The 25,262-nt window shown below is 59.6% G+C and carries 22 protein-coding genes and 4 pseudogenes; 10 read left to right on the top strand and 16 right to left on the bottom strand.

All coding sequences use genetic code 11. From position 1 onward, the window contains the following. Positions 1–261: 261 nt before the first annotated feature. Positions 262–1,338 carry an aldo/keto reductase gene (locus tag P775_RS07405; RefSeq protein ID WP_099910373.1) on the bottom strand — a complete coding sequence of 359 codons (1,077 nt, stop codon included), beginning with the start codon at positions 1,336–1,338 and terminating at the stop codon, positions 262–264. Positions 1,339–1,401: 63 nt separating this feature from the next. Here P775_RS07405 and P775_RS07400 point away from each other — a divergent pair, with 63 nt between their 5' ends. From P775_RS07400 to P775_RS27970, 3 genes are all read left to right on the top strand, one after another. Further along, on the top strand, positions 1,402–2,037 hold the full coding sequence (locus P775_RS07400) for a TetR/AcrR family transcriptional regulator (protein ID WP_245875606.1): 636 nt from the start codon (positions 1,402–1,404) through the stop codon (positions 2,035–2,037). 370 nt (positions 2,038–2,407) lie between these two features. Further along, positions 2,408–2,536 carry a hypothetical protein gene (locus tag P775_RS29385; protein ID WP_281256064.1) on the top strand — a complete coding sequence of 43 codons (129 nt, stop codon included), beginning with the start codon at positions 2,408–2,410 and terminating at the stop codon, positions 2,534–2,536. 163 nt (positions 2,537–2,699) lie between these two features. After that, positions 2,700–2,906: a hypothetical protein gene (locus P775_RS27970; RefSeq protein WP_218967649.1), complete on the top strand. Its 207-nt coding sequence runs from the start codon at positions 2,700–2,702 to the stop codon at positions 2,904–2,906. A gap of 38 nt (positions 2,907–2,944) precedes the next feature. Here the strand turns inward: P775_RS27970 and P775_RS07385 are convergent, their stop codons facing one another. From P775_RS07385 to P775_RS07370, 4 genes are read right to left on the bottom strand one after another with little or no spacing between them, the layout of a single operon-like run. Next, positions 2,945–3,730: a pirin family protein gene (locus P775_RS07385; protein ID WP_099910370.1), complete on the bottom strand. Its 786-nt coding sequence runs from the start codon at positions 3,728–3,730 to the stop codon at positions 2,945–2,947. Continuing rightward, positions 3,727–4,632, bottom strand: coding sequence for an alpha/beta fold hydrolase (locus tag P775_RS07380; RefSeq protein ID WP_180287365.1), 906 nt, complete (start codon positions 4,630–4,632; stop codon positions 3,727–3,729). The genes P775_RS07385 and P775_RS07380 overlap by 4 nt, the downstream gene beginning before the upstream one ends. A 16-nt stretch (positions 4,633–4,648) precedes the next feature. Further along, positions 4,649–5,740 (bottom strand): alkene reductase, encoded by a 1,092-nt coding sequence (locus tag P775_RS07375; protein ID WP_099910368.1) that lies wholly within the window; start codon positions 5,738–5,740, stop codon positions 4,649–4,651. Positions 5,741–5,769: 29 nt separating this feature from the next. Next, positions 5,770–6,501, bottom strand: a complete 732-nt coding sequence (locus tag P775_RS07370) for an SDR family NAD(P)-dependent oxidoreductase (RefSeq protein ID WP_180287364.1) — start codon at positions 6,499–6,501, stop codon at positions 5,770–5,772. 207 nt (positions 6,502–6,708) lie between these two features. On the opposite strand from P775_RS07370, the gene P775_RS07365 reads away from it, so the two are divergent. Beyond that, complete coding sequence (locus tag P775_RS07365; RefSeq protein ID WP_180287363.1) at positions 6,709–7,620, top strand: LysR family transcriptional regulator; 912 nt, start codon at positions 6,709–6,711, stop codon at positions 7,618–7,620. Positions 7,621–7,896: 276 nt separating this feature from the next. Here the strand turns inward: P775_RS07365 and P775_RS07360 are convergent, their stop codons facing one another. From P775_RS07360 to P775_RS27520, 4 genes are all read right to left on the bottom strand, one after another. Then, positions 7,897–8,802, bottom strand: a complete 906-nt coding sequence (locus P775_RS07360; RefSeq protein WP_099910365.1) for an AraC family transcriptional regulator — start codon at positions 8,800–8,802, stop codon at positions 7,897–7,899. Positions 8,803–9,197: 395 nt separating this feature from the next. After that, positions 9,198–11,066, bottom strand: coding sequence for an SLC13 family permease (locus P775_RS07355; RefSeq protein ID WP_245875605.1), 1,869 nt, complete (start codon positions 11,064–11,066; stop codon positions 9,198–9,200). Positions 11,067–11,207: 141 nt separating this feature from the next. Further along, the gene (locus tag P775_RS07350; RefSeq protein ID WP_099910364.1) at positions 11,208–11,408 is read right to left on the bottom strand and encodes a hypothetical protein; all 201 of its coding nucleotides are present in this window, start codon (positions 11,406–11,408) and stop codon (positions 11,208–11,210) included. Between the two features lie 88 nt (positions 11,409–11,496). Continuing rightward, positions 11,497–11,700 (bottom strand): pyridoxal-dependent decarboxylase, encoded by a 204-nt coding sequence (locus P775_RS27520; protein ID WP_218967648.1) that lies wholly within the window; start codon positions 11,698–11,700, stop codon positions 11,497–11,499. A 478-nt stretch (positions 11,701–12,178) separates the two neighbouring features. On the opposite strand from P775_RS27520, the gene P775_RS07340 reads away from it, so the two are divergent. The 3 genes from P775_RS07340 to P775_RS07330 all read left to right on the top strand — a co-directional run bounded on the left by P775_RS07340 (position 12,179) and on the right by P775_RS07330 (position 15,340). Then, positions 12,179–12,571, top strand: a complete 393-nt coding sequence (locus P775_RS07340; protein ID WP_099910363.1) for a DUF3775 domain-containing protein — start codon at positions 12,179–12,181, stop codon at positions 12,569–12,571. Between the two features lie 89 nt (positions 12,572–12,660). After that, entirely contained in the window at positions 12,661–13,896 is a 1,236-nt protein-coding gene (locus tag P775_RS07335) for a cation:proton antiporter (protein ID WP_099910362.1), read from the top strand. A 58-nt stretch (positions 13,897–13,954) separates the two neighbouring features. Continuing rightward, the gene (locus P775_RS07330; protein WP_180287362.1) at positions 13,955–15,340 is read left to right on the top strand and encodes a DUF2254 domain-containing protein; all 1,386 of its coding nucleotides are present in this window, start codon (positions 13,955–13,957) and stop codon (positions 15,338–15,340) included. Between the two features lie 369 nt (positions 15,341–15,709). On the opposite strand, the gene P775_RS07325 is transcribed toward P775_RS07330, so the two are convergent. Together P775_RS07325 and P775_RS07320 are read right to left on the bottom strand one after the other, a co-directional pair. Further along, positions 15,710–16,159, bottom strand: coding sequence for an EF-hand domain-containing protein (locus P775_RS07325; protein WP_180287361.1), 450 nt, complete (start codon positions 16,157–16,159; stop codon positions 15,710–15,712). 175 nt (positions 16,160–16,334) lie between these two features. Beyond that, positions 16,335–16,670 (bottom strand): annotated as a pseudogene (locus P775_RS07320) (DDE-type integrase/transposase/recombinase); the annotation flags it as partial. On the opposite strand from P775_RS07320, the pseudogene P775_RS07315 reads away from it, so the two are divergent. Then, positions 16,658–16,987 (top strand): annotated as a pseudogene (locus tag P775_RS07315) (IS5/IS1182 family transposase); the annotation flags it as partial. The pseudogenes P775_RS07320 and P775_RS07315 sit on opposite strands and share 13 nt — an antisense overlap. Before the next feature lie 269 nt (positions 16,988–17,256). On the opposite strand, the gene P775_RS07310 reads toward P775_RS07315, so the two are convergent. From P775_RS07310 to P775_RS07290, 3 genes and pseudogenes are all read right to left on the bottom strand, one after another. Continuing rightward, positions 17,257–18,345: an endonuclease/exonuclease/phosphatase family protein gene (locus P775_RS07310; protein WP_099910360.1), complete on the bottom strand. Its 1,089-nt coding sequence runs from the start codon at positions 18,343–18,345 to the stop codon at positions 17,257–17,259. Positions 18,346–18,944: 599 nt separating this feature from the next. Then, positions 18,945–19,307: pseudogene (locus P775_RS07300) on the bottom strand (transposase); the annotation flags it as partial. A gap of 375 nt (positions 19,308–19,682) precedes the next feature. Next, on the bottom strand, positions 19,683–21,617 hold the full coding sequence (locus tag P775_RS07290; RefSeq protein ID WP_180287360.1) for an autotransporter outer membrane beta-barrel domain-containing protein: 1,935 nt from the start codon (positions 21,615–21,617) through the stop codon (positions 19,683–19,685). A 225-nt stretch (positions 21,618–21,842) separates the two neighbouring features. Between P775_RS07290 and P775_RS07285 the strand changes: the two genes are divergently transcribed. Together P775_RS07285 and P775_RS07280 are read left to right on the top strand one after the other, a co-directional pair. After that, a complete protein-coding gene (locus P775_RS07285) occupies positions 21,843–22,634 on the top strand; it encodes a FadR/GntR family transcriptional regulator (RefSeq protein WP_099910356.1) in 792 nt (263 codons plus the stop codon). A gap of 155 nt (positions 22,635–22,789) precedes the next feature. After that, positions 22,790–23,484: pseudogene (locus P775_RS07280) on the top strand (IS6 family transposase). Between the two features lie 720 nt (positions 23,485–24,204). On the opposite strand, the gene P775_RS07270 reads toward P775_RS07280, so the two are convergent. Together P775_RS07270 and P775_RS07265 are read right to left on the bottom strand one after the other, a co-directional pair. Next, positions 24,205–24,474, bottom strand: a complete 270-nt coding sequence (locus tag P775_RS07270; RefSeq protein ID WP_218967647.1) for a DUF6429 family protein — start codon at positions 24,472–24,474, stop codon at positions 24,205–24,207. A 297-nt stretch (positions 24,475–24,771) separates the two neighbouring features. Next, positions 24,772–25,262: histidine phosphatase family protein (locus P775_RS07265; RefSeq protein ID WP_099910355.1), on the bottom strand; the 491-nt coding region annotated here is incomplete at its 5' end.

Below are 25,262 nucleotides of genomic sequence, written 5' to 3'. Positions count from 1 at the left end.
CGTTCAGCCCCACCGGCCAAGCTGGTTGTCGGCACCGGCCATGGTGGTTGTCGCTCATCACCAAGATATCTTTCGCGATCTCATGGAATAAAACAGGTCCGGAGGGTTCAGCGAAGCTGAGCGATCCGGGCCAAATGCGCTTCAATATGGTGGGGTCCGTCTGAAGGTTCGGTCAGCCGGAAGGAGTCCAGTTTCTATCAGAACGATGGACGTCAGCTCCTGATCTGGTGGCAAAAAGAGCCCCCCAATTAATTGGGGGAGCTACCCGGCCCATCCCGTGACACCATGGCCACCATAGACCATGCGCCGGATCATTGGTGCCGTCAGGCTGGCAGAGAACCCGCTTGCCAGCGCAGAGACCTGATCAAGTCTGCTCATCTGGTCGTCGGTGAGCGTCACTTCGGTGGCCGAGATGTTGCCGCTCAATTGCGACACGCTGCGTGCGCCCACCAGGGTTGAGATCACCCCGCGCTGCGCCATGACCCAAGCCAGCGCGATCTGCGCAGGTGTGCGTTCCTGTTCGGCAGCAACCTCGTTCAGGACAGCGAGAATGTCCCAGTTGCGGTCGCTGAACTTGCTGTCGCCAAAGGGGTTGGCACCGCTCAGCCGACCGGTGCCCGAGGTATCGTCGCGCTTGTATTTGCCAGTCAGAAAACCGCCGGCCAGCGGGCTCCAGGGCATCACGCCCATGCCCGCGTCCTGTGCGGCGGGGATATGCTCGGCTTCGACGTCGCGGGCAACAAGGGAGTATTCGACCTGCATCGCAATCGGTCCCGGCACCCGGCGCTCGGTTGCGAGGGTCGCCGCCTTCATGGCCAGCCACGCAGGCATGTCGGAAAAGGCGTAGTGGCGGATCTTGCCGGCCCGCACCAGATCGCCCAGCGTCTGCACGATCTCTTCGACTGGCGTGACGCCATCCCAGATGTGCATCCAGTAAAGATCGATGTAGTCAGTCCTCAGCCGCTTCAGTGAGGCATCCAACGCACGGTGGATGTTCTTCGACCCCGCCCCGCCAGCGTGCGGATTTCCGGCACGGGCCTGATTTGCGGCCAATGGGCTGCGCGAGCCATTGAAGCCGAACTTGGTGGCCAGCACGATCTCGTCGCGCGACCCGGTGTCATTGATGAACTTGCCGACAAACTCTTCGCTGACACCGCCCGTATAGATATCCGCCGTGTCCACGAAATTGCCACCCGCATCGCGGTAGGCGTCGAAAATCGCACGGGACCCAGCCTCATCAACGCCCCAGTCGCCGGGGCCGAAGGTCATGGTGCCGAGGCAGAGGGGGCTGACGACCAGGCCGGATCGGCCAAGGGCACGGTAGTGGGTAAGGGACATGGCATTTCCAATAATTCATAGTGAACGATACGAAATATATCCGCCTCTTGCGAAGCGGTGTCAATGACTTTAGTATCGGTCACTATGAAACATGCTCAGACATCGCGCCGCAAGACTGGTCGTCCCCTCTCATTCGACCGCGAGGAAGTGCTGGAAAAGGCAATGCTGGCGTTCTGGGACAGCGGGTATGAAACAACGTCGATCTCGGATCTGACGGCCGCCATGGGGGTCACGGCCCCCAGCCTCTACGCCGCCTTCGGCAACAAGCAGGAATTGTTTCTCGAAGCGATGCGCCGCTATGCTGGCGATCACACTGCGCTGGAACAGTCGATGGCCGAGGCGCCAACCGCACGCGACGCCATTACCGAGATGCTGCGCGGGGCGGCGATGCTCTACACCGGCGAGACGACACCGCCGGGCTGCCTGCTGGCCAGCGCGGCCGCAACAGGATCGCCAGACGCCCTGGCGGTCCGTGATGCGGTCGCCGCTGAGCGCCGCAGCGTGCGCGACATTATCCTGCGCCGGATCGCGGTGGATATCACGAAGGGACTCCTGCCGCCCGACACCCAGCCTGAAACGCTTGCGGACCTGGCCATCGCCGTCACGCAGGGCATGTCGGTTCTGGCACGTGATGGCGCTGACCGGGAAAGATTGCTGGCCGTTGCAGAAGCAGCGTCAGCGAGTTGGGGCAATCTATGACTTTTGAGCAAGGCGGCAGCTCTCCGCTTCGCTGAAATTGAGGCAATTGGGATCGACAGGACCCTCGTGGTGCTTCGAAGATGAGGGGCACTGGGCTATGACTTTTGAGCAAGGCGGCAGCTCTCCGCTTCGCTGAAATTGAGGCAATTGGGATCGACCGGACCCTCGTGGTGCTTCGAAGATGAGAGGCACTGGGTCGGCAGCTAAGAGACAGACAGGCGACTGGCTGCTTTCGGAATGGCAAATTCTGGCAGCTGCCATTCCGATTTTAAGAGTCTATTCACGTCGGCTCGCGCCTTCCTCCTGTTATGGAATATACCACAGATCGTTAACCAAAGATCCGGCTCAGCTATCGCTACGCATGTCAGTCATGCTTGGAGTGATCCACTCCAATGACATCGTTGGCAAAGGCGACGAGCAGTCTGGCGAGTTCCGCTGGTTGTTCTTGTTGGATCCAGTGACCGGCCCCGTCGATGAGCTGGACTGGGCCGGCAGCTAAGAGACAGACAGGCGACTGGCTGCTTTCGGAATGGCAAATTCTGGCAGCTGCCATTCCGATTTTAAGAGTCTATTCACGTCGGCTCGCGCCTTCCTCCTGTTATGGAATATACCACAGATCGTTAACCAAAGATCCGGCTCAGCTATCGCTACGCATGTCAGTCATGCTTGGAGTGATCCACTCCAATGACATCGTTGGCAAAGGCGACGAGCAGTCTGGCGAGTTCCGCTGGTTGTTCTTGTTGGATCCAGTGACCGGCCCCGTCGATGAGCTGGACGTCACCCATCCGCGTCATCGCCGTCCTCATGCGGTCGAGGGCACCTGCGACATTGGTCACCGAGAGGCAGTGGCGGACGCAGGCGCGGGCTGACCGACATTTTTATACTGCCTGGCGACCATAGGGCGATATCAGTTCGCGTTCGCGGCCTGATTGTTTCCGCTGAACATCCCACCGTCGAAGGCAGGCGCATCCTCGTCCGTGGTGAAGAGCACGAGGTCGGAGCGGTCCTCTGCCTTGATATGCATGACATCCGCTGACAGGATTGCGGCATCGCCCGTGCCAAGCGCAATGCCCCGCACGGTCACCTTGCCATTGAAGACATACAGGAGGCGGGTCAGGTTCCGATCAGGCATATCCGGCAGGGCGTGGTTGCGGCCCGCGTCGAACTGGCCATCTGCAACCCAACTTTGACTGCGCACGGTCAACGGATCCGCGTCATCCGGCCCTGCCAGCAAGCGCCACGTGTTCTTTGAGACCGCAGTTGCGACATCATGGAACTGGACCCGTGGTTCCAACCCGCCGGTCGAGGGACGCAGGAAGATCTGCAGTGCCGTCAGAGTGTCACCGTCCGGGTCGACCAGTTCCTCATGCTGGAACGAAGACCCGGCGTTCATAAGCATCATGCGGGTCGCCGAGATCATTTCAGTCTGGCCGATGGTGTCCTTGTGGGTGACCTTGCCGGAGCGGATATAGGTCAAGATCTCGTCATCCCGGTGGGGGTGCATGGCGACCAGCGTGCCGGGCTGGACGCGGGCATGATCGATCCGTCCAATCGTTCCTATGCCACTGTCGGGATGCCCCAAGGCACTTCCCGGAAACAGAATTTCGATCCGGAAACCACCAGCGCCGTGGCTTTTTTTCGCGCCAATCGCGATTTTTCGCACCGCATTTTGTGTTCTGCTTTGGGTCGTCATGTTTGAACTCCTTCGTTCATCGTGCGGTCGGCCAAGGCCATAAGGTGCCTCACGGTCTCTGCGGGCTGCTCTTCGGGCACGAAATGACCGCTGTCTTCCAGCGTGACCGCCGTGACGATTGTGGCAACTTGCGCCATCATCTGTCCGACCTTGTCGCCCAGACCCTTGCGACCCCCGATCGCAAGAACAGGCGTCGTGATCTTGTTCGCAATCAGTGGTTCGGTCTGGTCGATGCTGTCGAATGCGGCACGATAGAGCCCCATGGCACCCAGCACGCCTTCGGTGCCGTGAAAGGTGCGCAGGACCTCGTTCAGGGCTGCGGGTTCGATCGCCTCGGGATGCGCCATGTGGCGGTGAAACCAGGTCAGAAACGCCCGCTCATTCCCCACGATCAGACGTTCGGGGACATCAGGTGCCAGCGGCAGCAGCCACCACCACATCGACCCTTCGGCCATGTGGGCGCGATCAAAGGTAAAGGCCGCCTTCAACGCAGCGGCGAGCATCACTGGCGCTTCGATATAGGCGAGCGCTGCGATTTCATTGGCATGGTCGGCCGCCCAGATGAGGGCGGGCAGGCCACCCATGTCATGCGCTGCAAGAAGTAGCGGGAGATTCCTGCCAAAGCCGATTGCGGCGGTGAGAGCGCGGGTTTCTTCCATCAGGGATCGCGCGTCGTATCCGGCGGTTCCTTCTGGCTTGTCGCTGTCACCGTAGCCGCGCATGTCCGGGATCAGGACGCGGTATCCGGCGCGGGCCAGATCCGGTGCGACCTTGCGCCAGACGTTTCCTGTGGAGAGAAACCCGTGCCACAGGATCACCGGGCGGCCCCCTTCGGGGCCACCCAGACGATAGTGCAGGCTTACACCATTAACGGTTTCGTTCGCCTGTAGAAACTGGGGCATATCGGCTGACATCCGGTCACTCCGCCGCAATTTCGAGGGTGGGATAATCGGTGTAGCCCACGGGCCCGACGCCATAAAAGGTCGCCGGATCGGGTTTGTTGTAGGCCGCCCCGGTCTTTAGCCGCGTCACAAGGTCGGGATTGGCGATGAACGGAACACCGAATGCCACCAGATCGGCATCTCCCTTGCCAAGTTCCGCGTCGGCCCCGTCGTGATCGAAACCGCCGTTGACGATGATCGGCCCTGCGTAGCGCGCGCGGGTGAAGCCCGGCACATCTTCGATCTGAACGGGACCTGCATCGTAGGAGGCCTTGTTCGGCCGGATGACATGCAGGTAGGCGACGTTCCGGTCGGAAAGCTGGCGGATGACATGGTCGTAGATTTCAGGGCGATCGCTGCTGACGCTGCCGTAATTGATACCGGCGGGCGACAGACGCACGCCTACATGGTCCGCGTCCCAGGCAGCGATCACCGCATCGGTCACCTCAAGGGTCAGGCGCGCCCGGTTCTCGATCGTGCCGCCATAGGCGTCGGTCCTGTGGTTGGAGACATCCTCGAGGAACTGCTGGAGAAGATAGCCATTTGCGGCATGGATCTCGACGCCGTCGAAACCTGCCGCGCGCGCATTGCGGGCGGCCTGAACGAAGTCCTCGACGATGCCCGGCAGTTCGTCGATGCCCAGTTCGCGCGGCACCGTGAAGGGCACGCGCCCCGTGGGCAGGAAGAACTCTCCGGCGGCGGCGATGGGCGACGGCGCGACGGGATCCTTGCCGCCCATGATGTCAGGGTGGGAGGTCCGCCCCGGGTGCCAGATCTGGTTGAAGATCTTGCCGCCTTTTTCATGCACGGCATCGGTGATCTTGCGCCAGGCCGCGATCTGGGCGTCGTCGTGGATGCCCGGCGCCCGGATGATGCCATGCGCGCCTTCGGAGATTTGCGTGCATTCGGTGATGATGAGGCCCGCATCGGCACGCTGTGCGTAGTAGTCGCGCATCAGATCGGTCGGCACAGCATCCTCGGTGGCGCGGGTGCGGGTCATGGGGGCCATGACGATGCGGTTGCGCAGTGTCTGGCCTTTGAGGTCGAATGTGTCAAAAAGATTGGTCATTGTTGCTTTCCTTTGTTCAAATGGAGTGCTCACAGCATCGTAATCCCGCCGTCGACGACGATCGTCTGCCCCGTCACGAAGTCCGCACCGGGCGAGGCGAGGAAAAACACCGTGCCGACGAGGTCTTCGGGAACCTCCTCGCGTTTTATGCTCCGCTGCCCGATCTGGTCGTCCTGAAGCGCCTTGGGCAGGACCTCTCGTGCTTTGGCGGTCAGGGTAAGACCCGGAGCGACGATGTTGGCGGTGATCCCTTCACCGCCGAATTCCCGGGCAAGCGAGCGAGTCATGCCGACGATCCCCGCCTTTGCGGAGGTGTAGTGAACCTGACCGGGCACACCGCCATAGATCGAGCCGGAGCCAATATTGACGATCCGGCCCCAGCGGTGCCCCTTCATCAAAGGCAGCAAGGCGCGGGTCAGCATCGCCGGTGCAACGAGATTGATGTCCAGCACCGTGCGGTAGTCCTGTGCCGTGATCTGCTCGAAGGGCTGAACAGGAAACCAGCCTGCGTTGTTGACCAGAACATCGACCCGGCCAGTTGTCTCTTTTGCAAGCTCTGCAATCCGTGCGATGTCCGCCTCGTCCGTCAGGTCCGCGGTGATCCGATGCAGGCGGCCGGTCTCGTCGCTGAGGGCCAGGAGCCCGTCTTCGCTCATGTCGGTTGCGATCACGGTGTCGCCGTTTTCAAGGAAACGCTCTACAAAGAGCGCGCCCAGTCCGCCTGCGGCACCGGTCACGATCACGGTTCTGTCGCTTTTCATGGCAATGTTCCTTTTCTCATCCAAGAGCTTCATTTATCAGGCTATTTGTTTCATTTGGACAACAATTGAGTTGTCCGAATTCGCCTTTGCATCGCGGAGGGGATCTCAACCCTTCTACTTTTGCCTTCTTCATGGAGGTGGCTCTTTGGGTGCGTGGTGATAAGGGTTAGATCTGGACAACGCTGTTTAACATATGGAACAATGCCGGTGACTGATCTCAATCATCTTCGCATCTTCGAACGGGTTGCGTCACATGGCAGCTTCTCGAATGCGGCGCGCCAGCTAGGTCTGCCCAAATCGAGCGTCAGCCGCGCGGTGTCGAAGCTGGAAGAGGCGTTTGGCACGCGTCTTTTGCAGCGCACCACGCGCGAAGTGACGCTCACCGCCGCTGGTGCGGCGCTTCATTCACGTATCGCGCCGGTCATGAAAGATCTCGATACGGCACTTACCTATGTTGAGACATTGACCGGCGCGCCAGCAGGCACTCTGCGGGTCAGTGCGCCCATTGGGCTTGGGATCAACGCACTTGGGGATCGTCTGCCGGACTTTCTGGCGCGGTACCCCCAAATTGACCTCATCCTGACGCTGGAAGGCGCGCGCGCTGATCTTGTTTCGGACAGCATCGACGTGGCACTCAGGTTCGGTGATCTGCCCGACTCAAGCCTCGTGGCGCAAAGGCTCGGCAGCGTGGCCCGCATGATCTGTGCTTCGCCAACCTACCTCTCAGCCCACGGCACGCCCTCACACCCAAATGATCTACCAGCGCATCGCATCGTGGATATGCCGACGGCCGACGGCCGCCCGCGGCAATGGCGCATGAATGGACCGGACGGACCGATCACCGAAATCATCACCCCCTCGGTGTCAGTCGACGAAATGCTGACGATCCACCGTCTGGTCCGGGGCGGTGCAGGCATCGGCATCGTCCCGGCTTACCTCTGCGAGGCCGAAATTATAAACGGAGACCTCTGTCGGGTGCTGCCGGACTGGTCATTGGAGGCGGTTCCGCTATCCATCGTTTTTCCGAGCCAACGCGAACTTGCCCCCTCAGTCCGAGCATTCATCGATTTTATGCGAGAGATTGAGGGAATGCTGCCATGGTCCACTGCCAGAGTCTGAGGGGCCCATTGCGCAAGAGTGTGGAGTCATAACGCTCATACGCCTCGCCAAGGTTGGCGATGCACAGATCAGGCGGGCCACCGGTGCCACGGAACCCGTGGCTTTTCGGAGATGTCAGGCAATCGCCTTTCATCCCTGCCGAGACATTATTCGCAAGACCTGACGCACGCGCTGTTCACCACCGTCGCCAAGGCCCGGGTCGATGCAGGTCTGATGCCTGCCAAGCTCAAGACAATTCCGCTGGCGGCGGGGAGCTCGGAGCGCGTCATGCCATTGTCAGGCAGCGAAGGCGGCCCGGCTCTGCGCCGATTTGAGATCGCGGATCGGCGGCTGGCCGAACAGGCGGCGATATTCCCGGTTGAACTGCGGGACGCTTTCGTCCCCGACTGCATAGGCGGCATGACTGGCCCCGGCGCCCTCGGCAAACATCATGCGGCGGGCTTCGATCAGGCGAAGCCGCTTGACGAATTGCAAAGGGGTCAACGACGTGATCGCGCGAAAGTGCTGGTGGAAGGCGGAGGGGCTCATGCCTGCCGCCTCGGCGAGTTGCTCTACCCGGAGCGGTGCCTTGTAATTGGACCGGATGACCCCCACGGCCCGGGCGACGCGGCGCGCGTGGCTTTCGACCACTCCGAGGCTGCGCAGCATGTTGCCATGCCTGCCGGCGAGCAACCAGTAGTGCAGCTCCCGCGCCATCTGGTCCTTGAGCACGGGTAGGGCGGAGGGACGTGTGTTCAGTTTCATGAGCCGCAACGCGGCTTCGGCGACCTCGGTTTCGGTTTCGTCGACGAGAACCGGCCTGTGGGAGATCGCCGGAGCGGCCTCCATCTTCTGCACCAGCTCTTCGACAGTGACGATGTCGATCTCGAACACCAGGGAGTAGTAGGGCGTGGCAACGCTTGCCGTCGTGATCTGGCTGATTGTCGGAATATCCGCCGAGATCATGAGCGATTCTCCTGCGCCGAATTCGAGACTCGTGTTGCCGCTGATCACACATTTTCGTCCCTGGAGGATCATCGCCACCAAGGGTCGGTCGATGGAAAAGGTAATCTCGGAGGGCCTCGTTGCGCGGATCGCGAACAGGCCGGGGACAGAGGTGGCGCAGATTCCCTGGGAGTCGAAACTGGAATCGGCATGCCGACGGACGGTGTCGAGCAGGCTTTGGTGTATCAGGGCTGACATGGCGTCTACTCTTGGTTGAAGCTTGCGGCAATTTTACAGGAGGTTTGTGTAACTACATAGCCCGATAACTTTTGTTTTTTTCGGCAATTCGACTTTAGGGGAAGCCGTTCTGTATCTTTAGGCAAAAGTTGTGGAGGATTGGGCAACGGTTCGGCTCTGGTTGCGTCTAGTTAGTTCGTGTCAAACGATCAGAAAGGACAATATCCAATGACCAAGTTAGCTCTCATCACAGGCGAAAACCGTGGCCTCGGTCGAAATGTCGCGACTAGTATCGCCAAGGCCGGCGGCGACGTGATCATCACCCATCCACGCCATCAACAGAGCCACTCGACGTGGCAATTTGCCGGACTTTGCGGTCGTTGGCCATTTGATCCTGTGAGACCTGCCATGCGGATCTACAATGGCCAGACGATCAACAACAGCGGCAGACTGACGACGACCACGATAACCTCGACCAGCAGCCCCAACCTCCAGTAGTCACCGAAGCGGAACCCACCGGGGCCAAGGATCAAGGTGTTGTTCTGATGCCCAATTGGCGTGAGAAAGGCGCAGGACGCACCAATCGCCACGGCCATCAGGAAGCTGTCCGGATTGACGCCAAGTGTGGCGGCAATGCCGAGGGCAATGGGGCAGAGGATGGCTGCGGTGGCGGCGTTGTTCATCACGTCCGACAGAAACATGGTGGTGATCAACACCACAGCGAGTGCGGCGATGGGGCTGCCTTGCGCAATGGTGTCGACCAGAAACCGCGCCAGCAGATCAGCGGCCCCAGTCGTCTGCATCGCGCCTGCAACCGGGATCAGTGCCGCCAACAGCACAATTATGGGCCAATCAATCGTCGTATAGATTTTTCTTAGCGGGACTGTCCGCAAGAGCATCGAGGCCAGAACCCCAAGCGCAAAGCCCACGGGGGCCGGCAGCAGGCCCAGCGTGACGATCCCGATCGCCCCCAGCATGATCGCACCCGCAATAATCGCCATGCGCTTGTCAGGGATGCGCAGCTCGCGCTCACCCAGCGGCACGCAGCCCGTATCGTTGATGAATTCGGCCATCATCTCGGCCGGACCCTGCATCATCAGCAGGTCGCCGGATTTCAGTTTCAGCTTGCGCAGCCGGGCCTGTGGTTGGTGTCCTTCGCGCGACACGGCAAGCAGATTGAGCCCATAGCGCGTGCGCAACCGCAGATCGCTCGCCGAACGCCCGACGATGGTCACGCCCGGCAGAATGGCCAGTTCCTGCAGGATGATATCCTCATCACGGTGATCGCCCTCATCGGCGTTTTCGATGGTGTCATCTTTCGTGACGGCAGTTTCCGCTTTAGCCGCTTGCGTAGTCTTTTCGGACGCCTTGTCTTTACTATCTGCGGCTGATTTCTGCGCCTCAAGCTTGATGTCGAAGACCGATAGCGCTTCGGCCAAGGCGTCGACATCGGCCTGTATCACCAGAACATCCCCCGCGTGAATCTTGCGCGCACCATGCGGCGCGGTCATGCGTACCTCGTTGCGCACCAGCCCGACGATCTGTGCGCCACTGTCCTCGATATCGGCCTCGAAGCCACGCAGGGTCAGGCCGACGGCCTTGCCTTTCTCGGGCACGCGTACCTCGGTCAGGTAGGTGCCCGTGTCAAAATCGGCGCCAGCAGCAGATTTGCGCGCAGGCACCAGGCGCCAGCCGATAATCGCGACAAACAGAACGCCCAAGGTTGCCACCGCAATTCCCACAGGGGCAAAGTCGAACATGGCGAATTGCCCCAGCCCTGACTCTTCCCGGAAGCCGGAAACGATCAAGTTCGGTGGCGTGCCCACCAGTGTGGTCATGCCACCCAGAATAGTCCCGAAGGCGAGCGGCATCAGGACCTGTCCGGGCGTCAGATCCAACCGGTCAGACACCTGCACTGCGATCGGCATCAAAAGCGCCATCGCGCCCACGTTGTTCATGAAGCCAGACAGAGCGGCCCCCAGCCCGATCAGCGTCAGCAGGGTCGTGATCCGTCCGGCATTGCTCGGCAAGAGGCTGCGCGCCAGCCAATCCACGGCACCGGTATTGCGCAGCCCCTGACTGAGCACCAGGACACAGGCCACTGTAATCACCGCCGGATGGCCAAAGCCGGCGAAGGCCACTTCTGACCGAACCAATCCTGAGATGACGCAGGCCAACAGGGCCGCCAACGCAACCACGTCATGGCGAAACCGCCCCCACAGGAACAACCCCATCATGGCAATGAGAATGGCAAAGATCAGGATCTGTGGGGGGGTCAGGGACATATCTTTCGTCGTGGGTTTTTGCCAAAGACGCGTTTCTTGATCAGGTGCTGATCCGGGTGTGTCCTAGTTATCAGGACCGATTGGTTCATCCCTCGAACACAAGCGAAACCGCCCGATCGCTTACGCCTCAGCGCGCTTTGCTCAGTCTGACGACCCGTCTTTTTCATCAGCTTTATTGACGCGGGTTTTGCCGGCGGGGCGTTCGTTTGAGCGCTTCAGCTCATCCTGCGTGCCGATGTCGCGCGGCAGACGCCCACCTGAACGACCTGCCTGAGAGATGGTGCCTTGGGCACCAAGCCCGTGGTCGGAGGTGTCTGGCTTGGGGGTTTTATCTTGGGTCATGATTTTACCTCTATTTTCTCATGTTAAGAAAGGAAGACACCATCGCCCCCGCTTTGTGGGGACGACGGGCCGGGTCGTCAGGACAGGATCATCGAGAAATATCCCCCGAACAGCGCCAGCACGGTCGTGAACGCATATGCACGCAACGCTTCTCGATTTCGGCGGTTTGCGGATATTCATCCTTGTCGATCATGTTCTTGTTGATCGCGTCTGCCATCAACGCCTTGATCTCATCCTCGACCCAGGTCGTGCAAAAGGTCGCGACGTTCTGGCGCGCATTCCGGAATCCCATACTTTGGCAGGCTGTTTTGCGACGCCTCTGTGGCGTAAATGTCCAGAAGGCTGGACTGGTCAGTCAGATCAACGCGGTGAATGGGCATTGATGTATTGCTCCTTTGAATCTCGGTTAATCTGCAGTGAAGAAAGCGCCGCCTCAGTCTGTGAAGGCGCCGCGACAGGTCCTGCCGACGCAAACAGCGGATCGTTTGGAGCGCGCAGCGGACGCGTCGAGCGTTCAGCTTGCCTACGACAGGATAAGAGATCCGGTGTTGATCGAGATTAGCCTTGGTCACGACGAGCCCGCCACTGGCGCAGAAAAGAGATCCTGCCCCATTGCTTCTCATGCTGTCTCGTCGTTCACGCCATCTCTGGCCCGCCCCGCCATCTTTGAGAGCATAGTCGCAGCGACTGCGCGCAGGGCATGATGATCAACATCAGTGCCGCGCCTGTTCAACCTGCTATCCTGAGAGCCTGATGAACAGGAGAGACCGATGGCTGCGCTACCCTTTAACGATGCCCGGATCGAAGAACTGGTGCTGAGGTTCAACGCTGTAATGGCGAAAGAGGGGACAGATATCTCTGACCTCGGCGGAAATTCTTCGGATGACGAGGTGACCGCGACGCTGCAGGAAACCGGTGGCGATCTGAGCCGCGACGAGATCACGCAAGAGATCGAAAGCATGAACGACGAACAACAGGACGCGCTGGTCGCGCTGTTCTGGATCGGCCGTGGCGATGCTGAAACCGAAGATTGGGAGCAGACCAAAACCCTTGCGCGACAACAGCACGAGGGGCTGGTGAGCCGCTATCTGCTCGGCCAGCCGGAAGTCGGAGAGTTCCTTACAGAAGGTCTGGAAAAAATGCTGGACTATGGTGTCGACTGATGTGGGGGAGGTCCCTGTGATCAAGGGACTGTCGGCGCCGCCCGTCGCGCGCACGCATTCCGGCACAACAACTGGTAGCGGTGAGTGCGATGTCGCAGTTTGAGCTTGTCGCAATCCTGCTGGTCCTGACGGCCACATTCAGTTGGGTCAATTTCCGGTTGGCGTTCCTGCCGCACACCATTGGCCTGCTGCTTATGGGACTTGGCGCCTCGCTGGTGGTCATAGGTGCCAACACGGTGATGCCGGGATTGTTCAATTATGAAGGTCTGGCAGCCCTCCTGCGCCAGGTTGATTTTCAGCAAACCGTTCTTGAGGGCATGCTCGCATTTCTCCTGTTTGCGGGCGCGTTGCATGTTGACGTGGTCAGCCTGCGCAGCCGTGCCCTGACCATCGGCACAATGGCAACCTTGGGGGTTGTGGTGTCTACCGCGATTATCGGAGGCGTCGTCTGGGCGGCATCCGACCTTCTGGGTGTTGCGATCTCATTGCCGTGGGCGCTTGTGTTCGGGGCGCTGATCAGCCCGACGGACCCGGTTGCGGTTCTTGCCACGTTGAAAGAGGTCAGGGTCCCCGAGGACCTCAAGATCGTGATGACGGGTGAGACCCTGTTCAACGACGGCGTAGGCGTGGTGTTATTCGCTGTGCTTCTTCAGGTGGCCCTCGGTGACGGGTTTGACGCCTTTCAGGCGGGCGAGATGTTCGTGGTCGAAGCCTTTGGCGGCGCGGTCCTCGGCGCCATGACTGGTTATGTCGCCTACCGCGCCATGCGCGCCATCGACGACTATTCGATCGAGGTGCTGATTTCGCTTGCGCTGGTTGTGGGCACCTATGCGATCGCCTCCAGACTGGGTGTGAGCGGTCCGCTGGCGGTTGTTGTCGCAGGCTTGCTGGTCGGAAGCCGGGGGCCGCGCGATGCGCTGAGCGATCAGACGCAGAGATACCTATTCGGCTTCTGGACGCTGATCGACGAAATGCTGAACTCGGTCCTGTTCCTGCTGATCGGGCTTGAGGTTCTGGTGCTGCGGTTCGAGCCTGCCTTCGGCTGGCTGATGGCGCTTGCGGTGCCGTTGGTGCTGCTCGCCCGGTTGGTGGCCGTCAGCGGTCCCGTCCTTCTGCTGGGCCTGTTGCGCAAATTCGCGCGGGGCACCATTCCGGTGCTAACCTGGGGCGGCTTGCGGGGTGGCATCTCGGTGGCGCTGGCGCTTTCTTTGCCAGAGGTCGCCGAGAAATCGGCGCTTTTGGCCGCAACATATGCCGTCGTCCTGTTCACCCTGATCGTTCAGGGGCTGAGCCTGCGGGCCGTGATCAAGCGAGTGGTATGGTGATCAATGCCAAACGGAGGTTGCTGTCCAGACCGATCAAACTTGGGCCAGAGCAAATAGCTTGTCGGAAACCGACTATGCTGTCAGCACAAATAAATTTTTTCAAAGCAGGGAGTTGATCATGACAGCGTCATTTTCAATAACACGCCTCACAGCGTTCTGGGGACGCCTCAACTCCAGCTTCTGGTTTGTGCCCGCAGTCATGGCTTTGTCGGCTATCGCGCTTTCTTTTGTGCTCATCTCGGTCGATACCCTGCGAGATGTGGCCCAGACGGACAATCCGGCCGCGCTCTATACATTCGGCCCCGAAGGAGCCCGGGCGATGCTGTCGGTGATCGCGAGTTCCATGATCACGGTGGCCAGTCTGATCTTTTCGATCACGATGTTGTCGTTGCAGCTTGCCTCCTCGCAGTTCGGTCCGCGGACATTGGGCAACTTCATGCGGGATCGCAGCAACCAGATCGTCCTGGGAACCTTCATAGCGACCTTTCTATATTGCCTGTTCGTGCTGAGGTCGGTGAGGGGCACCGAGGGCTCCAGCTTCGTTCCCCATCTGGCGGTTGCGTTTGGGGTGCTGATGGGCGCGGCAAGTGTGGCAGTTCTGCTTTACTTCATCCATCACATTGCGACGTCGATCCGGGTGGAAACACTGCTGGAAAAACTCGCCGTCGAGGGCTGCGCCGCCGTCGATCATGTCTTTCCCGAACGATTGGGTGATGGGCGGCCAATCGAAGCTGTCAAGCAGCCTCTACCCGGCGATTTCGAGACTGACAGCAGGCAGATTGCGGCCGATTCAGATGGGTACGTGCAGAGTATCGGCGGTGACGTGCTGATGCGGATCGCCGCCAAGAATGATCTTGTTCTGCGGATTGCAGCGCGCCCCGGCGCGTTCGTCACAAAGGGTGCGTGCGTGATTGCAGCCTATCCGAAGGCCAAGGTTTCAGACAAGATTGACGAGGAACTGCGCGGTGCGGTCGTCATCGGACGGGACCGGACACCTTATCAGGATCTGGAGTTCGCCATCCGCCGTATCGTGGAACTGGCGCAACGATCCCTGTCGCCCGGCATCAACGACCCAACCACCGCGCTCTACTGCATCGACCGGCTGGGCCAGGTTCTTGGCCGATTGGCCGACAGGGACATTCCCTCGCCGATGCGGTTCGACCAGAGCGGCCAGTTGCGTGTCTTGACTGAAGTCATTGATCTGGGGGCTGTAACGCGCCGGGCCGTCGCGGCGATAGCACGATACGGGATGACAGATGCGGATGTCGTCACCCAGCTTGTTGAAACCCTTGCTAAGTTGGAAGAGTCTTTTCCGTTGCCCGCGCGTGTCGTCGTTGCCGAGTTGCGTGAACAGGTCTTGCGCGAAAGTGGGGGGTCAACAATTCATGGCTTTGACCGCAAAATTCTTTTGGATTTGCAGAAGAGCGGAGGGAAAACGCCCTGAAACGGAGCGTATCCTTGCGACTTTTGCACGCGAAGATGCACCCGATCAAGACTTACAGGGCAACAGACTCTTGCGGTCTCGGTTGCGGGCGCAGAAAGATACGCGTCACTTCGGGAGGAGTCTTGCGGACTGTGCCGCCAATCGCGCCGAGCAGACGCTCCAGGTCTCCGGTGAAACCGGGGCGATTCATGACGCCGCCGTTCATTCCTTCGTCTGCAAACATTTCAATCAGGAGCGCGGGTTTTATAGCAGAGAAAACTTCAAGGCCAACCGAGCCCCTGCTCTCGCCGAGTGGTGCCAACTCGGCTTGGCCTAATCTGCAGCTTCATTATCCTTGCAGAGACTGGCTCGAATCCGTCTGACACCACCTCAGAAGATTATCTTGAGGGCGTCGCCGATGCTAAGGTTCTCGCGGGCGTGGGAGAGTTCTCCAAGCGTGATTTTGCCATCTTCGTTCTCATCGGCAGACCTCAGATCGCTCGCGATGCGCTCGTCCCACTCGGCGCGTGTCAACTGCCCGTCGCCGTTTGCGTCGAGAAGACCAAAAAGGTTCTGCAGCAGCTCTCGGTCCGTCTCCTCCGGCACGATGTTGTCCGGCAAGTTCCGTGCGGTGAAGTTGCTCTTGGAAATTGGATCGCCGGCCGCGCCGGCAAGGGCATCATACACCGCATCGCTTTTGGCACGTACGTCGTCCAAAGTGACGTAGAATCCTTCAACGACGTCCGGTGGAAGCTCGAGGGACTGCTGAGCTGACGTGAAGGTGGGAATGGCCAGAACTAAAACCAGCGCAGTCCAAGCGGCGACCGCAGTCAAGTTCATGAAATTCTCCATTGCTGCTTTCGCGGCAACCGCAGCTCAGGATGAGCAATGCATCTCGCACGATTGGTACTCCGCTCACATTACTCCCCAGTACGCAGGCCCGCCCTAACCTAGAGCAGCGCAGAAGGCCTTGTCAGGTTTTTCTGTCAGGACGATACCAAGAACCGCGCCCCGTTCAGGCAGCCATTTCAGCCGCATAGGTGTTCCACCGGCTGAACGCGTCAGCCCGAGATTGGCGCTAGGGTGCTGCGGAAAGGCGGTGCCGTTTTGGACGAAAGATGGTCGCGGCCTGATCGTGGACGGATAGAAAACGCGGCACCTGGCGTGGGGATTTGAAACGACCCATGATTTCTTCTCTTCGTCGTGTGTGTCGATGCGACGCCTCGGATCGGTTGTTCAAACCCTTGTGAGAACGATGATCTATGCTTGGGCAAAGGTCACGGACGGCCACGCCATAGCTGCGCAGTTTGTCCGTCATGAGGACGCGTGGCACACCCCATCGCTGACCGAGGTGCGGCCGCGGTCATCCCGCCACGCCGAAATGCCCAGACATGAAAGCCAACCACCGCCGGTGCCATCGCCAGGAACGATGCATTGCGCGCATCAAAATATCTGGGTCGGGTACTATGGCGGAACTGGAGCGGTTACCACCGCCGGAGTCGCGTCGAGACAAACCCTCTCGGGCAGTGGATGCACTGCGTTAAACTACTCGGCCAACGCTTGATGGTACGGGACTTCGACCGCCAGGTCGCGGAGGTTCAGGCGCGCGTTGCGATCCTGAACGGCTACACCGCCCTTGGCATCCCCGTCACAAGGGCCGTGGGATAAATCCGTCTGGGTTAAGGGGAGAACCGTCCGTCAGCTAATTTGCGCAACAGAGTCCCAAGGCAGATATCGTTGGGGCCAAACAAGTCGGCATGAAAACAATCTGGTTTCTGAACGGCGCATTCTGGCAGGATGATCTTTCTGTACGTGAAGACGCTGAAATCCCGACTTTGCTACCATCCAAAAATTCGTTGAAATGTCTGCTAAAGCGTTTTGCTTTTAATTGGCAGACACCGCGGTGGTGGAAGGATCGCAGGGTCTGGCGAACGGGCTCAGAATTTCGAGTGCCCAAGGGTTTCCCGCGTTTTCGCCACAGAATCGTCGATCAGATTTTGCTCGTCCTCAGAGATCGGTTCCGGTGTCATGTTCAGTCGCGCCGCCGCAGCCGCATCCAGACGGATTGTCGCGGCCATCGGGAAGTGATCCGATCCGATGTAGTCGAGACGCTGGATCGATACGACGGCAATGTCCTCGGTCACGTAAAGCTGATCGATCGGAAACCTGAGATAGAATTTTTCGGCGTCGAAGCTGGCGAAGAACCCCCTTCCGATCCGCGCGTCGAGATATTGGCCGACTTGCTTGAACGTTCGCGACGTGTCCGACCAGGCAACATCGTTGAAATCGCCGGTCACGATCAGCGGGACACCGGATTTGCGCGCAAAACGGGCGGCGTAATATATCTGCGCGTCGCGTTCCTGGGTATTCTGCCCGGGCAGCGGCGGACGCGGGTGAAGGCCGACGAAGCGGAAGGTGGTTCCGTCCGGCGCCGTCATCTGCGCGAAGGCGGACGGCGTGTCGCTTGATGTCAGGCGGACGATTTCGGCTCTGTCGGCCGGAAGGCGCGTGGCGAATACCATGCCGTAATGATTGTCTATCGGTTCACGGATGACCGTGGAATACCGTGCCAGTGCCGGTTCGACGGCATCGATCCAAGCCTGATCTGTTTCCATCAGGAACAGAATATCGGGGTCGAACTTCTCGATCACCTCGAGCAACAGGTCATGGCGGCCATTCTCCATAAGCACGTTGGAGGACAGGACCTTTACCGTGTCGGCGCCCGCTTCGGCCAATTTCATTTCGGCCGTCGCGAGTGGGGTGTAGGGGAAGATCCGCCATAGTTGATAACCGCAGGCGGCGATCATCAGGACCGGCACGATCAGGCGGCCCGACCCGGGCAGAAACAGCGCCGCGATCAGGACGATTCCACCGATGACCGCAATCTGAAGGCGTGGAAAGTCCATTGCCCTGATCCACCAGACATTCGTGTTCGACATCGGCAGAAAGGTCACGACGACCACGAAGGCGGCCAGCGCCCAGCAGATGACGGCAAGCAGTAGTCCTCCAATTCCGTCGAGCTGCATGTCGTCTCCTTGTTTCGGCCGTCAGTGCCGGATTTATCAGACCCCATGCGTCCCGAGGGAACCTTGGCGGGACTTTTCGAATCCCTGCACGTATCTCAGGATATCGCCCTGAACGCCAGACTGTCGCGGCACCACACATTGCCGCCGAGATCTTCTCGACCGCCCCTTGATCTCTTCGCACGACGTCATCAGAAATTCGCGATGCCGGACCGGCGGCGTCGGCGCGTGATGTGGTTGCGGTCAAGCGGCCTTCGCCTCCGCGAAGGTGACGGGCCTGCGCTGCTTCTCGTCCCATAGGTGCCGCCGCACGCCGCCGATGCTTTGCCTCAGCGTGATCCGGGTGACTTCCCCCAACTCCAGATGGTCGCGCAGGACCGTAGAAAGCCTATAGACCGACATTCCCCAAGTGGACTGCCGTTCGAGATCAAGGTGGTCGGATTTAGTCGGTCTGCACCACGAACCGGCCCCGGCAGTGCCGTTCTGGACCATTTTTCGATGTGCCGGAAAGACCTGTCCTGCCGATATCGTTGAGTTTGGGGTCTGGATCGCAGTCATGCGCATAGAGGTGGTACTCGTAGTCGGTGGATCGCGGCGAGGATGTCGATGAGCAGGTGCAGTGGGCCGTTCGCGCCGCGACACGGAACGGGGACCGCAAGCGTCCTTTGGCGTCGCCAGATAGTTCTGAAATCCGGCACAACCCAATCCAGACCTGTCAACCGCAAGAGTCTTTCCACAAAGCCCGTCGTCTGCCGAAGCGCCATTCCGAATTGCACTTTCATGCTCAGGCACGTCTGAATCGCGGCGTCGCTGATCGTCTGCGATCTGGCCCTCTTGCCGGAGGGGTTGGCACCCCACTTCATCTCGGGATCGAATCAGATCGTCAGTGATCCGCGGCGCTTCAGCGCTGCGTTATAATCAGCCCAGTTCGTCGTCTTGTAGGTCGGTGATGTCGGTTTGCTCATGCGGGCCAGCTACCACATTGGATTCACGACACGAATCCCTCACCCGCTTCGTGCAAGAGAGCCGCGTTCCGCCTTTGACCTGAAACACACGCGGGTCGCAGCCAAGCTATGATAAGGGTAAAGCGCGTCCCCGCAAACAGGCCACGGGCCTGTTTCTGCCCTGAACGAGCGGAGTCTTGGGCGTTGTCCCGATCAACGGCGCACCCCATGGGAGGGATCTTTTCTCGGCGCCGCATCGGCCGATCTGGCACCCAGCCACACGCAAACCATACGCATTCCATACGGTTTCCACATCGCCAAAATCACGCTGCCAGCCCGGCCCGTTTTGGGCCGGACTGGCAGGTAGGGTACGGGCTCTTGCCCCCGCCCCTTGGCTCAGAAAGCCATGGTAACGCTGACATTCAGAGCGTTGTACTGGCTGCCCTCCGCCCTCCGGCCAGAATACGAGGCCCCCAGCGATGTCGTCTCTGACAGGGTCATATCAAGGCCGATCTCCAGCGAAAGCGCATCCTTCGCCATCGAAACCCCGGTGCTGGAAAAGGAGGTGCCATTGGCAAACGCCATATCCAGCCCGGGCGTGATATCACCCCAAGCATGTTGCCAGCCCAGCATCCCGCGCAGTTTCGCAGCAGAGCGGCCCAGGCTCAGATCACGCGACGCACGCAAACCAAGCGTCGCCAGGCGCGTCTCAAAATCGCGGCTTCCGGTACTTAACCCCGCCGTGCTTCCGCCTGTTTCCTGAAAGGACTCGCTGTGCTGATGGATGAGCGCCAGGTTGGCAAAAGGTTCGAACGCGCCCTTGGCGGTCGTGATTTCATACCCCAGTTCGCCAAAGGCCTGCAGCGTGGTTGACTCATAATCCGCCTCAAGCGTCTCGTTCACCAGTGGAAAACAAACATCGCGTGTGGTTTCAATGTCATGACGGGTGTAAAACGCCCCGGTCTTGACGTTGAGATTGCCGAATTGTGTGCCGGCATAGGCACCGAAATGCAGGTTTCTGCTGCTGCCGTCCGAACTCCGGTCGCCCACGTCAAACGTCGTGTTGCCAAAGCCCGCAAGCGCCCCGATCCGCCAGTCCCCAAGCATCGTATCCGCACCCAGGAGCAGCCCATTGGTGTCATGCGTGATGCTGGCCGCATCGCCAGAACCGTCGATCTTTCCGGTGGCGCCCAGAACCTTGGCCCACATATTCACACCCTGCATCGGGTTCTGACGCGATGGAATGATACCGTTGGTCGCCACGACCCCGCCTTGCCCGCCAAGGATCGCCTGCAACCGGTCAGAAACGGCACTGCGCAGCAGCCCGCTGTCTTCCAGCAGAACGGTCTTGAGGCTGGCGTGAACCTCTCCGGACAGGGCATTGCCGTAGGGCAGAAGATATTCGTACAGCACCTCGCTCAGAATATCGAATTCCAAGTTCTGCACAAACAGGGCCTGACCATCCTTGGTCATCTTGAACGACAGGCCCTCAACCTCCTGACCACCCTCGATTTTGAGGTTGAAAAGCTCTTCGACCGCACCTGTTGACAGATTGGCGCGATAGACCGATTTGCTGTCCCCATCGGTCGAGAAATACATCCAGCCGTCCTTGATCTTGCCGCCCTGGGCGTTGTCGATCACGGACTCTAGCGGGATGTAGCGGACAAAGGACCAGTCGTTCAGGTCATAAACGGCAATCTTGGTCGAGTTGTTGTAGGCCATGGTATAGCCGACACCGGCGTCGCTATCCACGGCCACCCAGCTTGCAATGTCATCGGTGCCGTCGGGCGTGGTGATTGCATAGGATTTGCCGGTATAGGTCAGATCACTGGCGTTGTAGATGGCGATCACCGGAGTCTGGTAATTCTCACCGCTGACAGGCTCGTCCTTGCTCGAGTCCAACGGCAGGTACAGCAGACCCTTGTCGTAATAGATATCCCCGATGTGGTTGAGCCCGACCACCGCGATATCGGACGGGGTGGCCAGTTCATCGACAATGGCCGAACTGTCCAGCAGGATCGTGTTAAAGTCTGCATCCGTAATCTCAAGCATGTTTTCGCCCGAGAAAATCCAATTCACCCCGTCGGTGGTCAGGCCCTGCGCACGATTGATCGCCGTCGCATAATCGAACGTCGTCTTGTCGACCAGAACCCAGGGCTCATTCGCATGGGCAGGCATCGCAGTCGCGCACAGCAGCCCGGCCAGAGCGGTGGCGCCCAGCAGGCTTTGCCCGGCCAGAACCGGGCGCTTTCGGGAAATCCGGGAGGCGCGCGGCGGCCGGGGACATGCGCAGGTGTTGCGGCGGATCAGGGCGTGTTTCGTCAGGGGCATTGCTAGGGTTTTCCAGGTTTGAGTGTGGGGTGCGCGGGATCGCGGCATCGGGATGCGTGGGGTCGAAAGGTGCGAAGGGGTCGGGCAGCCGTGATCTGCGGCGTGCCTTACCGGTCCCAGTCACCTGCAGCGACAAAGTTAGAAAGTTCGGTTCGAGGTTCTCTGTTGACGGCCGTCGCCGCAGTGCCAATAGTATGATGATTAATGAAAGGTTGTGACAATAGTATGAAGAATGCGACGTTCGAAGCGGCATTGTCGCAGGCAGCCGCCGCCCTGGCGGGGACGGGCACCCGAAAAGGTGAGAGGCTGCACGACCGCATCCTGAACAAGATCGGTCAGAGTATTGTCAGTCGCGAACTGACCCCCGGCGATCAGCTCCCCAATGCCGAGGAATGGAGCGCGGCCCATGGTGTCAGCCGCACCGTTCTGAGAGAGGTGATAAAGGTGCTTGCCGGAAAGGGGCTGGTCGAGGCACGCCCCAGAACCGGGACCTGCGTGCGCCCGCGCAGTTTCTGGAACTTTCTGGATGCCGATGTGCTGCTCTGGCGCTACGGACCCGATACGACGGCCGAAGACGCACGATCGCTGTTTGAACTGCGCCGCGCCATCGAACCCGCCGCAGGCGCACTTGCCGCGCAGCGCGCCACGCCCGAGCAGATCGGGGATATGCGCAAGGCGCTTGAACAGATGCGCGCCTCGGGGGACGACGGGGCACGCTTTGCCGTGCCGGATCTGGTCTTTCATCAGACTCTTCTGCGGATGTCGGGCAATGAACTGATCGGCTCGCTGGCGGCGTTGACCGAAACGGCTCTGCTGATCAGCTTTCGCCTGACGGATGACAATCCCGCCGGGCAGGCGCATTCCGTAGCGCTGCACGAGCAAGTGCTGCACAACATTCTTGCAGCAGATCCTGCCGCGACGAGCGCCGCGCTTGTCGTGTTACTTGATCTGGCAGAAGAGGACGTGCGTCGCTCTCTTGAAGCCAGACTATTAGGTCAAACGGTGTTGTCACATTAATCTGCGAAGCGATACCAATACGATAGCCATGGCAAACTGCGCACGCACCTGGTCGGCTTCATCTTGCGTCGGGGCCATCAGTCCACAGAACTGTCGGCTTTTCCCTTCGGCACTGTCAGGTTGCCGATACCGATCTGTGAGGCTAACGCAGGGAGATGATATTGTCTGTCCCCTCCTCGGCCCTGAAGGGCCATCGCTTTCCGCGCTCGGTTATTGGCTATGCCGTTTCGCCCTCAGCCTGCAGGACGTTGAGGATCTGCTGGCGGAACGCGGCATCACTGTCAGCCATGAGACGGTCCGAGTTTGGGTGGCGAAATTTGGAACACAGATTGCGGCCAAGATCCGGCGTGATCGCCCCCAGCCCGCTGACAAGTGGCATCTGGACGAAGTTGCGATCCCGATCCGCGGGAAGAAGCACTGGCTCTGGCGTGCGGTCGATGGCAACGGCGACACGCTCGAAATCCTAGTGCAATCGCGCCGAAACGCTAAAGCCGCTAAGTGGTTCTTGCGAAAAATTATGAAGCGGTGGGGCATACCTCGGGTCATCATAACGGATAAGTTGCGAAGTTATGGCGTTGATACGCGCGAGCTTTGCCCAGGCGTCGATCACCGATTGAACAAGGGATTGAACAATCGCAGCGAGGCGTCACATCGGCACACCCGTCGCCGAGAAAAGATATTCGACCGGTTCAAATCAGCAAGACAGGCTCAGATGTTTCTGTCCGTCCATGATCAAACCGCTGCCCTCTTTCGCGCGAAAAGCCACCGCATCAACGCAGCCGACTACCGTAGCATACGAACAAATGCCCAGGGCCTTTGGGTTGGCTATGTGGGTGAAATCGTCGCTTGACGCTGCCGCATCTGCTCATCTTCCACGACCCGGAAAATAATCAGACAAAGCCGACAGGGGGCCTGTTCGGGATTCGCAGTTTAACAGTTTTCGTGCATACTGTTAAATATGAGCGAAATGCGCCTCTATGACACCGCCGGAAATCGGCTCTACCTAAATGCTGAAGAGCGGGCTGCCTTCCTGGCCGTGGCCCGGCGCAAGCCTGCCCGAGACCGCACACTCTGCGAGACGCTGCTGTTCACCGGCTGTCGCCCGTCAAAGCTGCTGGAGATCATTCCGGCCCGTGTCGATCTCTCCGGTAGTACCATCGTCCTGCGGTCTCTGAAGAAGCGTAAAGACGCGACAGGAGCGGCGCGAGTGATCTATCGCACACTGCCCGTGCCATCCGAGTATCTCGACACCCTCAACACCGCCCAGGTAAACTGCCTCCAGTGCGGGATCAGTTTACCGCCTCGGCGGCTTGCGCGATCAACTCCGCCACTTCATCGGGGTTCGCCATCGGCAACAGGTGGCCGCCCTCGATCTCGACGATCGTCTCACCGGCGCGCTTTGCCATACGGCGCTGCAGCTCGGGCGCGATGACGTAGTTGACGTTCTAGAACCCGTTCGCGCTGCCGCTCCCGCTCCTGCTCCGTCAAACCCGTGCCAGCACTATCGACATTGCGCTTGATCTCCCTCCCCCGGTCCTGATCGCACCCCGCCCGCGCAGCTTGTAGCCGCTCAAGGGCGGTCTGCGGCGCGTTTCTCCGGATCGGCTTTCTTACCGAACAACTGCTCCAGAAGCCTCTCGGATCTATGCAACCCCTCTTCGGTGAAGGAGACGGGCCGCGCCTTTCCCACCGGATCGCCAATCCATCCTTTCTGATGCAACCGGTCCATGCTGTCCCTATCGAACCCCTTCCAGGCGCGCTGGCCGTCGTGGAGGGTCAGGCGCAAGAGCGCCAGTACGGCCTCGTCAATCTTGTCTTCGTCTAGGTCCATGTCGTCCATATCTTCCTGAATACTCTCGTGCGTCACGCGCCGGGTAGCCGCTTGCCCTGTTCGCGCAGAGTTCCACTGGGATCGGCTGGGCACACATCTTGCTCTCTGGCGAATACAAATGGCTGAAGCCGTAGGTGACACAGCCGACATTTGATACGGCTCACTCGGGCGACGGCAGTGCAGACGAAGTGATCATCCTGCGTTACTTGGGCATATGCTGTTTACAACCTCCCAACCGGCGGGGCCTTTTTCGAAATAGTGCGGCTGGCCATGTTCGCTTTGAAACCAGTGGCCTGTCAAAGTTTCTTATATTCCCTGAAGCACAGCATCATGCCCGACCAATACAACCGTCGGCCCGAAACGTTGAAGCGCTGCGATCTTAGCTAAAAGCGCTTTGTAGCGCTTGAGGACGGCTGACCAAAGTTCTCCATACGTCGGCAGGATTTCCGCGAGCTGTTCTTTACGAGTGATGCAGTATTCGTTCATTGCATCTTTGATATGTTTACCTTCCAAGCTCCCAAAGTCGCACTCAATAAGGTCTCGCTCAACCTGGATGAGAGCCGAACTGTTTGGAAACGCCAGCGTCGCGGTTTCCATTGCACGTTTTAGCGGACTGACCATGACCTTCGAAACAGATAAGTTAGCCAATCTGCGCTCAACTGCGCGCGCCCGCTCTCTGCCCGTTTCGTTCAAAGGAATATCGCTTCGTCCCTGAAAAAACCTGCGCGGTTCCAGTTGACGTTGCCCCCTGCAGCTAATCCAGTTTGAGATAGACTCTGGCCCAACCGAAAGGACCA

The sequence above is a fragment of the Puniceibacterium antarcticum genome, from assembly GCF_002760615.1.
Lineage (GTDB): Bacteria > Pseudomonadota > Alphaproteobacteria > Rhodobacterales > Rhodobacteraceae > Puniceibacterium > Puniceibacterium antarcticum.
Note: the sequence above shows the minus strand (reverse complement) of the source record. Positions and strands in the feature narration are given on the sequence as shown.

What these genes read in the sequence shown, in the direction of transcription:
- P775_RS07405 (WP_099910373.1), bottom strand. Translation starts at nt 1,338, where the DNA reads ATGTCCCTTACCCACTACCGTGCCCTTGGCCGATCCGGCCTGGTCGTC.
- P775_RS07400 (WP_245875606.1), top strand. Translation starts at nt 1,402, where the DNA reads ATGACTTTAGTATCGGTCACTATGAAACATGCTCAGACATCGCGCCGC.
- P775_RS29385 (WP_281256064.1), top strand. Translation starts at nt 2,408, where the DNA reads ATGCTTGGAGTGATCCACTCCAATGACATCGTTGGCAAAGGCGACGAG.
- P775_RS27970 (WP_218967649.1), top strand. Translation starts at nt 2,700, where the DNA reads ATGCTTGGAGTGATCCACTCCAATGACATCGTTGGCAAAGGCGACGAG.
- P775_RS07385 (WP_099910370.1), bottom strand. Translation starts at nt 3,730, where the DNA reads ATGACGACCCAAAGCAGAACACAAAATGCGGTGCGAAAAATCGCGATT.
- P775_RS07380 (WP_180287365.1), bottom strand. Translation starts at nt 4,632, where the DNA reads ATGCCCCAGTTTCTACAGGCGAACGAAACCGTTAATGGTGTAAGCCTG.
- P775_RS07375 (WP_099910368.1), bottom strand. Translation starts at nt 5,740, where the DNA reads ATGACCAATCTTTTTGACACATTCGACCTCAAAGGCCAGACACTGCGC.
- P775_RS07370 (WP_180287364.1), bottom strand. Translation starts at nt 6,501, where the DNA reads ATGAAAAGCGACAGAACCGTGATCGTGACCGGTGCCGCAGGCGGACTG.
- P775_RS07360 (WP_099910365.1), bottom strand. Translation starts at nt 8,802, where the DNA reads ATGTCAGCCCTGATACACCAAAGCCTGCTCGACACCGTCCGTCGGCAT.
- P775_RS07355 (WP_245875605.1), bottom strand. Translation starts at nt 11,066, where the DNA reads ATGTCCCTGACCCCCCCACAGATCCTGATCTTTGCCATTCTCATTGCC.
- P775_RS07350 (WP_099910364.1), bottom strand. Translation starts at nt 11,408, where the DNA reads ATGACCCAAGATAAAACCCCCAAGCCAGACACCTCCGACCACGGGCTT.
- P775_RS27520 (WP_218967648.1), bottom strand. Translation starts at nt 11,700, where the DNA reads ATGGGATTCCGGAATGCGCGCCAGAACGTCGCGACCTTTTGCACGACC.
- P775_RS07340 (WP_099910363.1), top strand. Translation starts at nt 12,179, where the DNA reads ATGGCTGCGCTACCCTTTAACGATGCCCGGATCGAAGAACTGGTGCTG.
- P775_RS07335 (WP_099910362.1), top strand. Translation starts at nt 12,661, where the DNA reads ATGTCGCAGTTTGAGCTTGTCGCAATCCTGCTGGTCCTGACGGCCACA.
- P775_RS07325 (WP_180287361.1), bottom strand. Translation starts at nt 16,159, where the DNA reads ATGAACTTGACTGCGGTCGCCGCTTGGACTGCGCTGGTTTTAGTTCTG.
- P775_RS07310 (WP_099910360.1), bottom strand. Translation starts at nt 18,345, where the DNA reads ATGCAGCTCGACGGAATTGGAGGACTACTGCTTGCCGTCATCTGCTGG.
- P775_RS07290 (WP_180287360.1), bottom strand. Translation starts at nt 21,617, where the DNA reads ATGCCCCTGACGAAACACGCCCTGATCCGCCGCAACACCTGCGCATGT.
- P775_RS07285 (WP_099910356.1), top strand. Translation starts at nt 21,843, where the DNA reads ATGAAGAATGCGACGTTCGAAGCGGCATTGTCGCAGGCAGCCGCCGCC.
- P775_RS07270 (WP_218967647.1), bottom strand. Translation starts at nt 24,474, where the DNA reads ATGGACGACATGGACCTAGACGAAGACAAGATTGACGAGGCCGTACTG.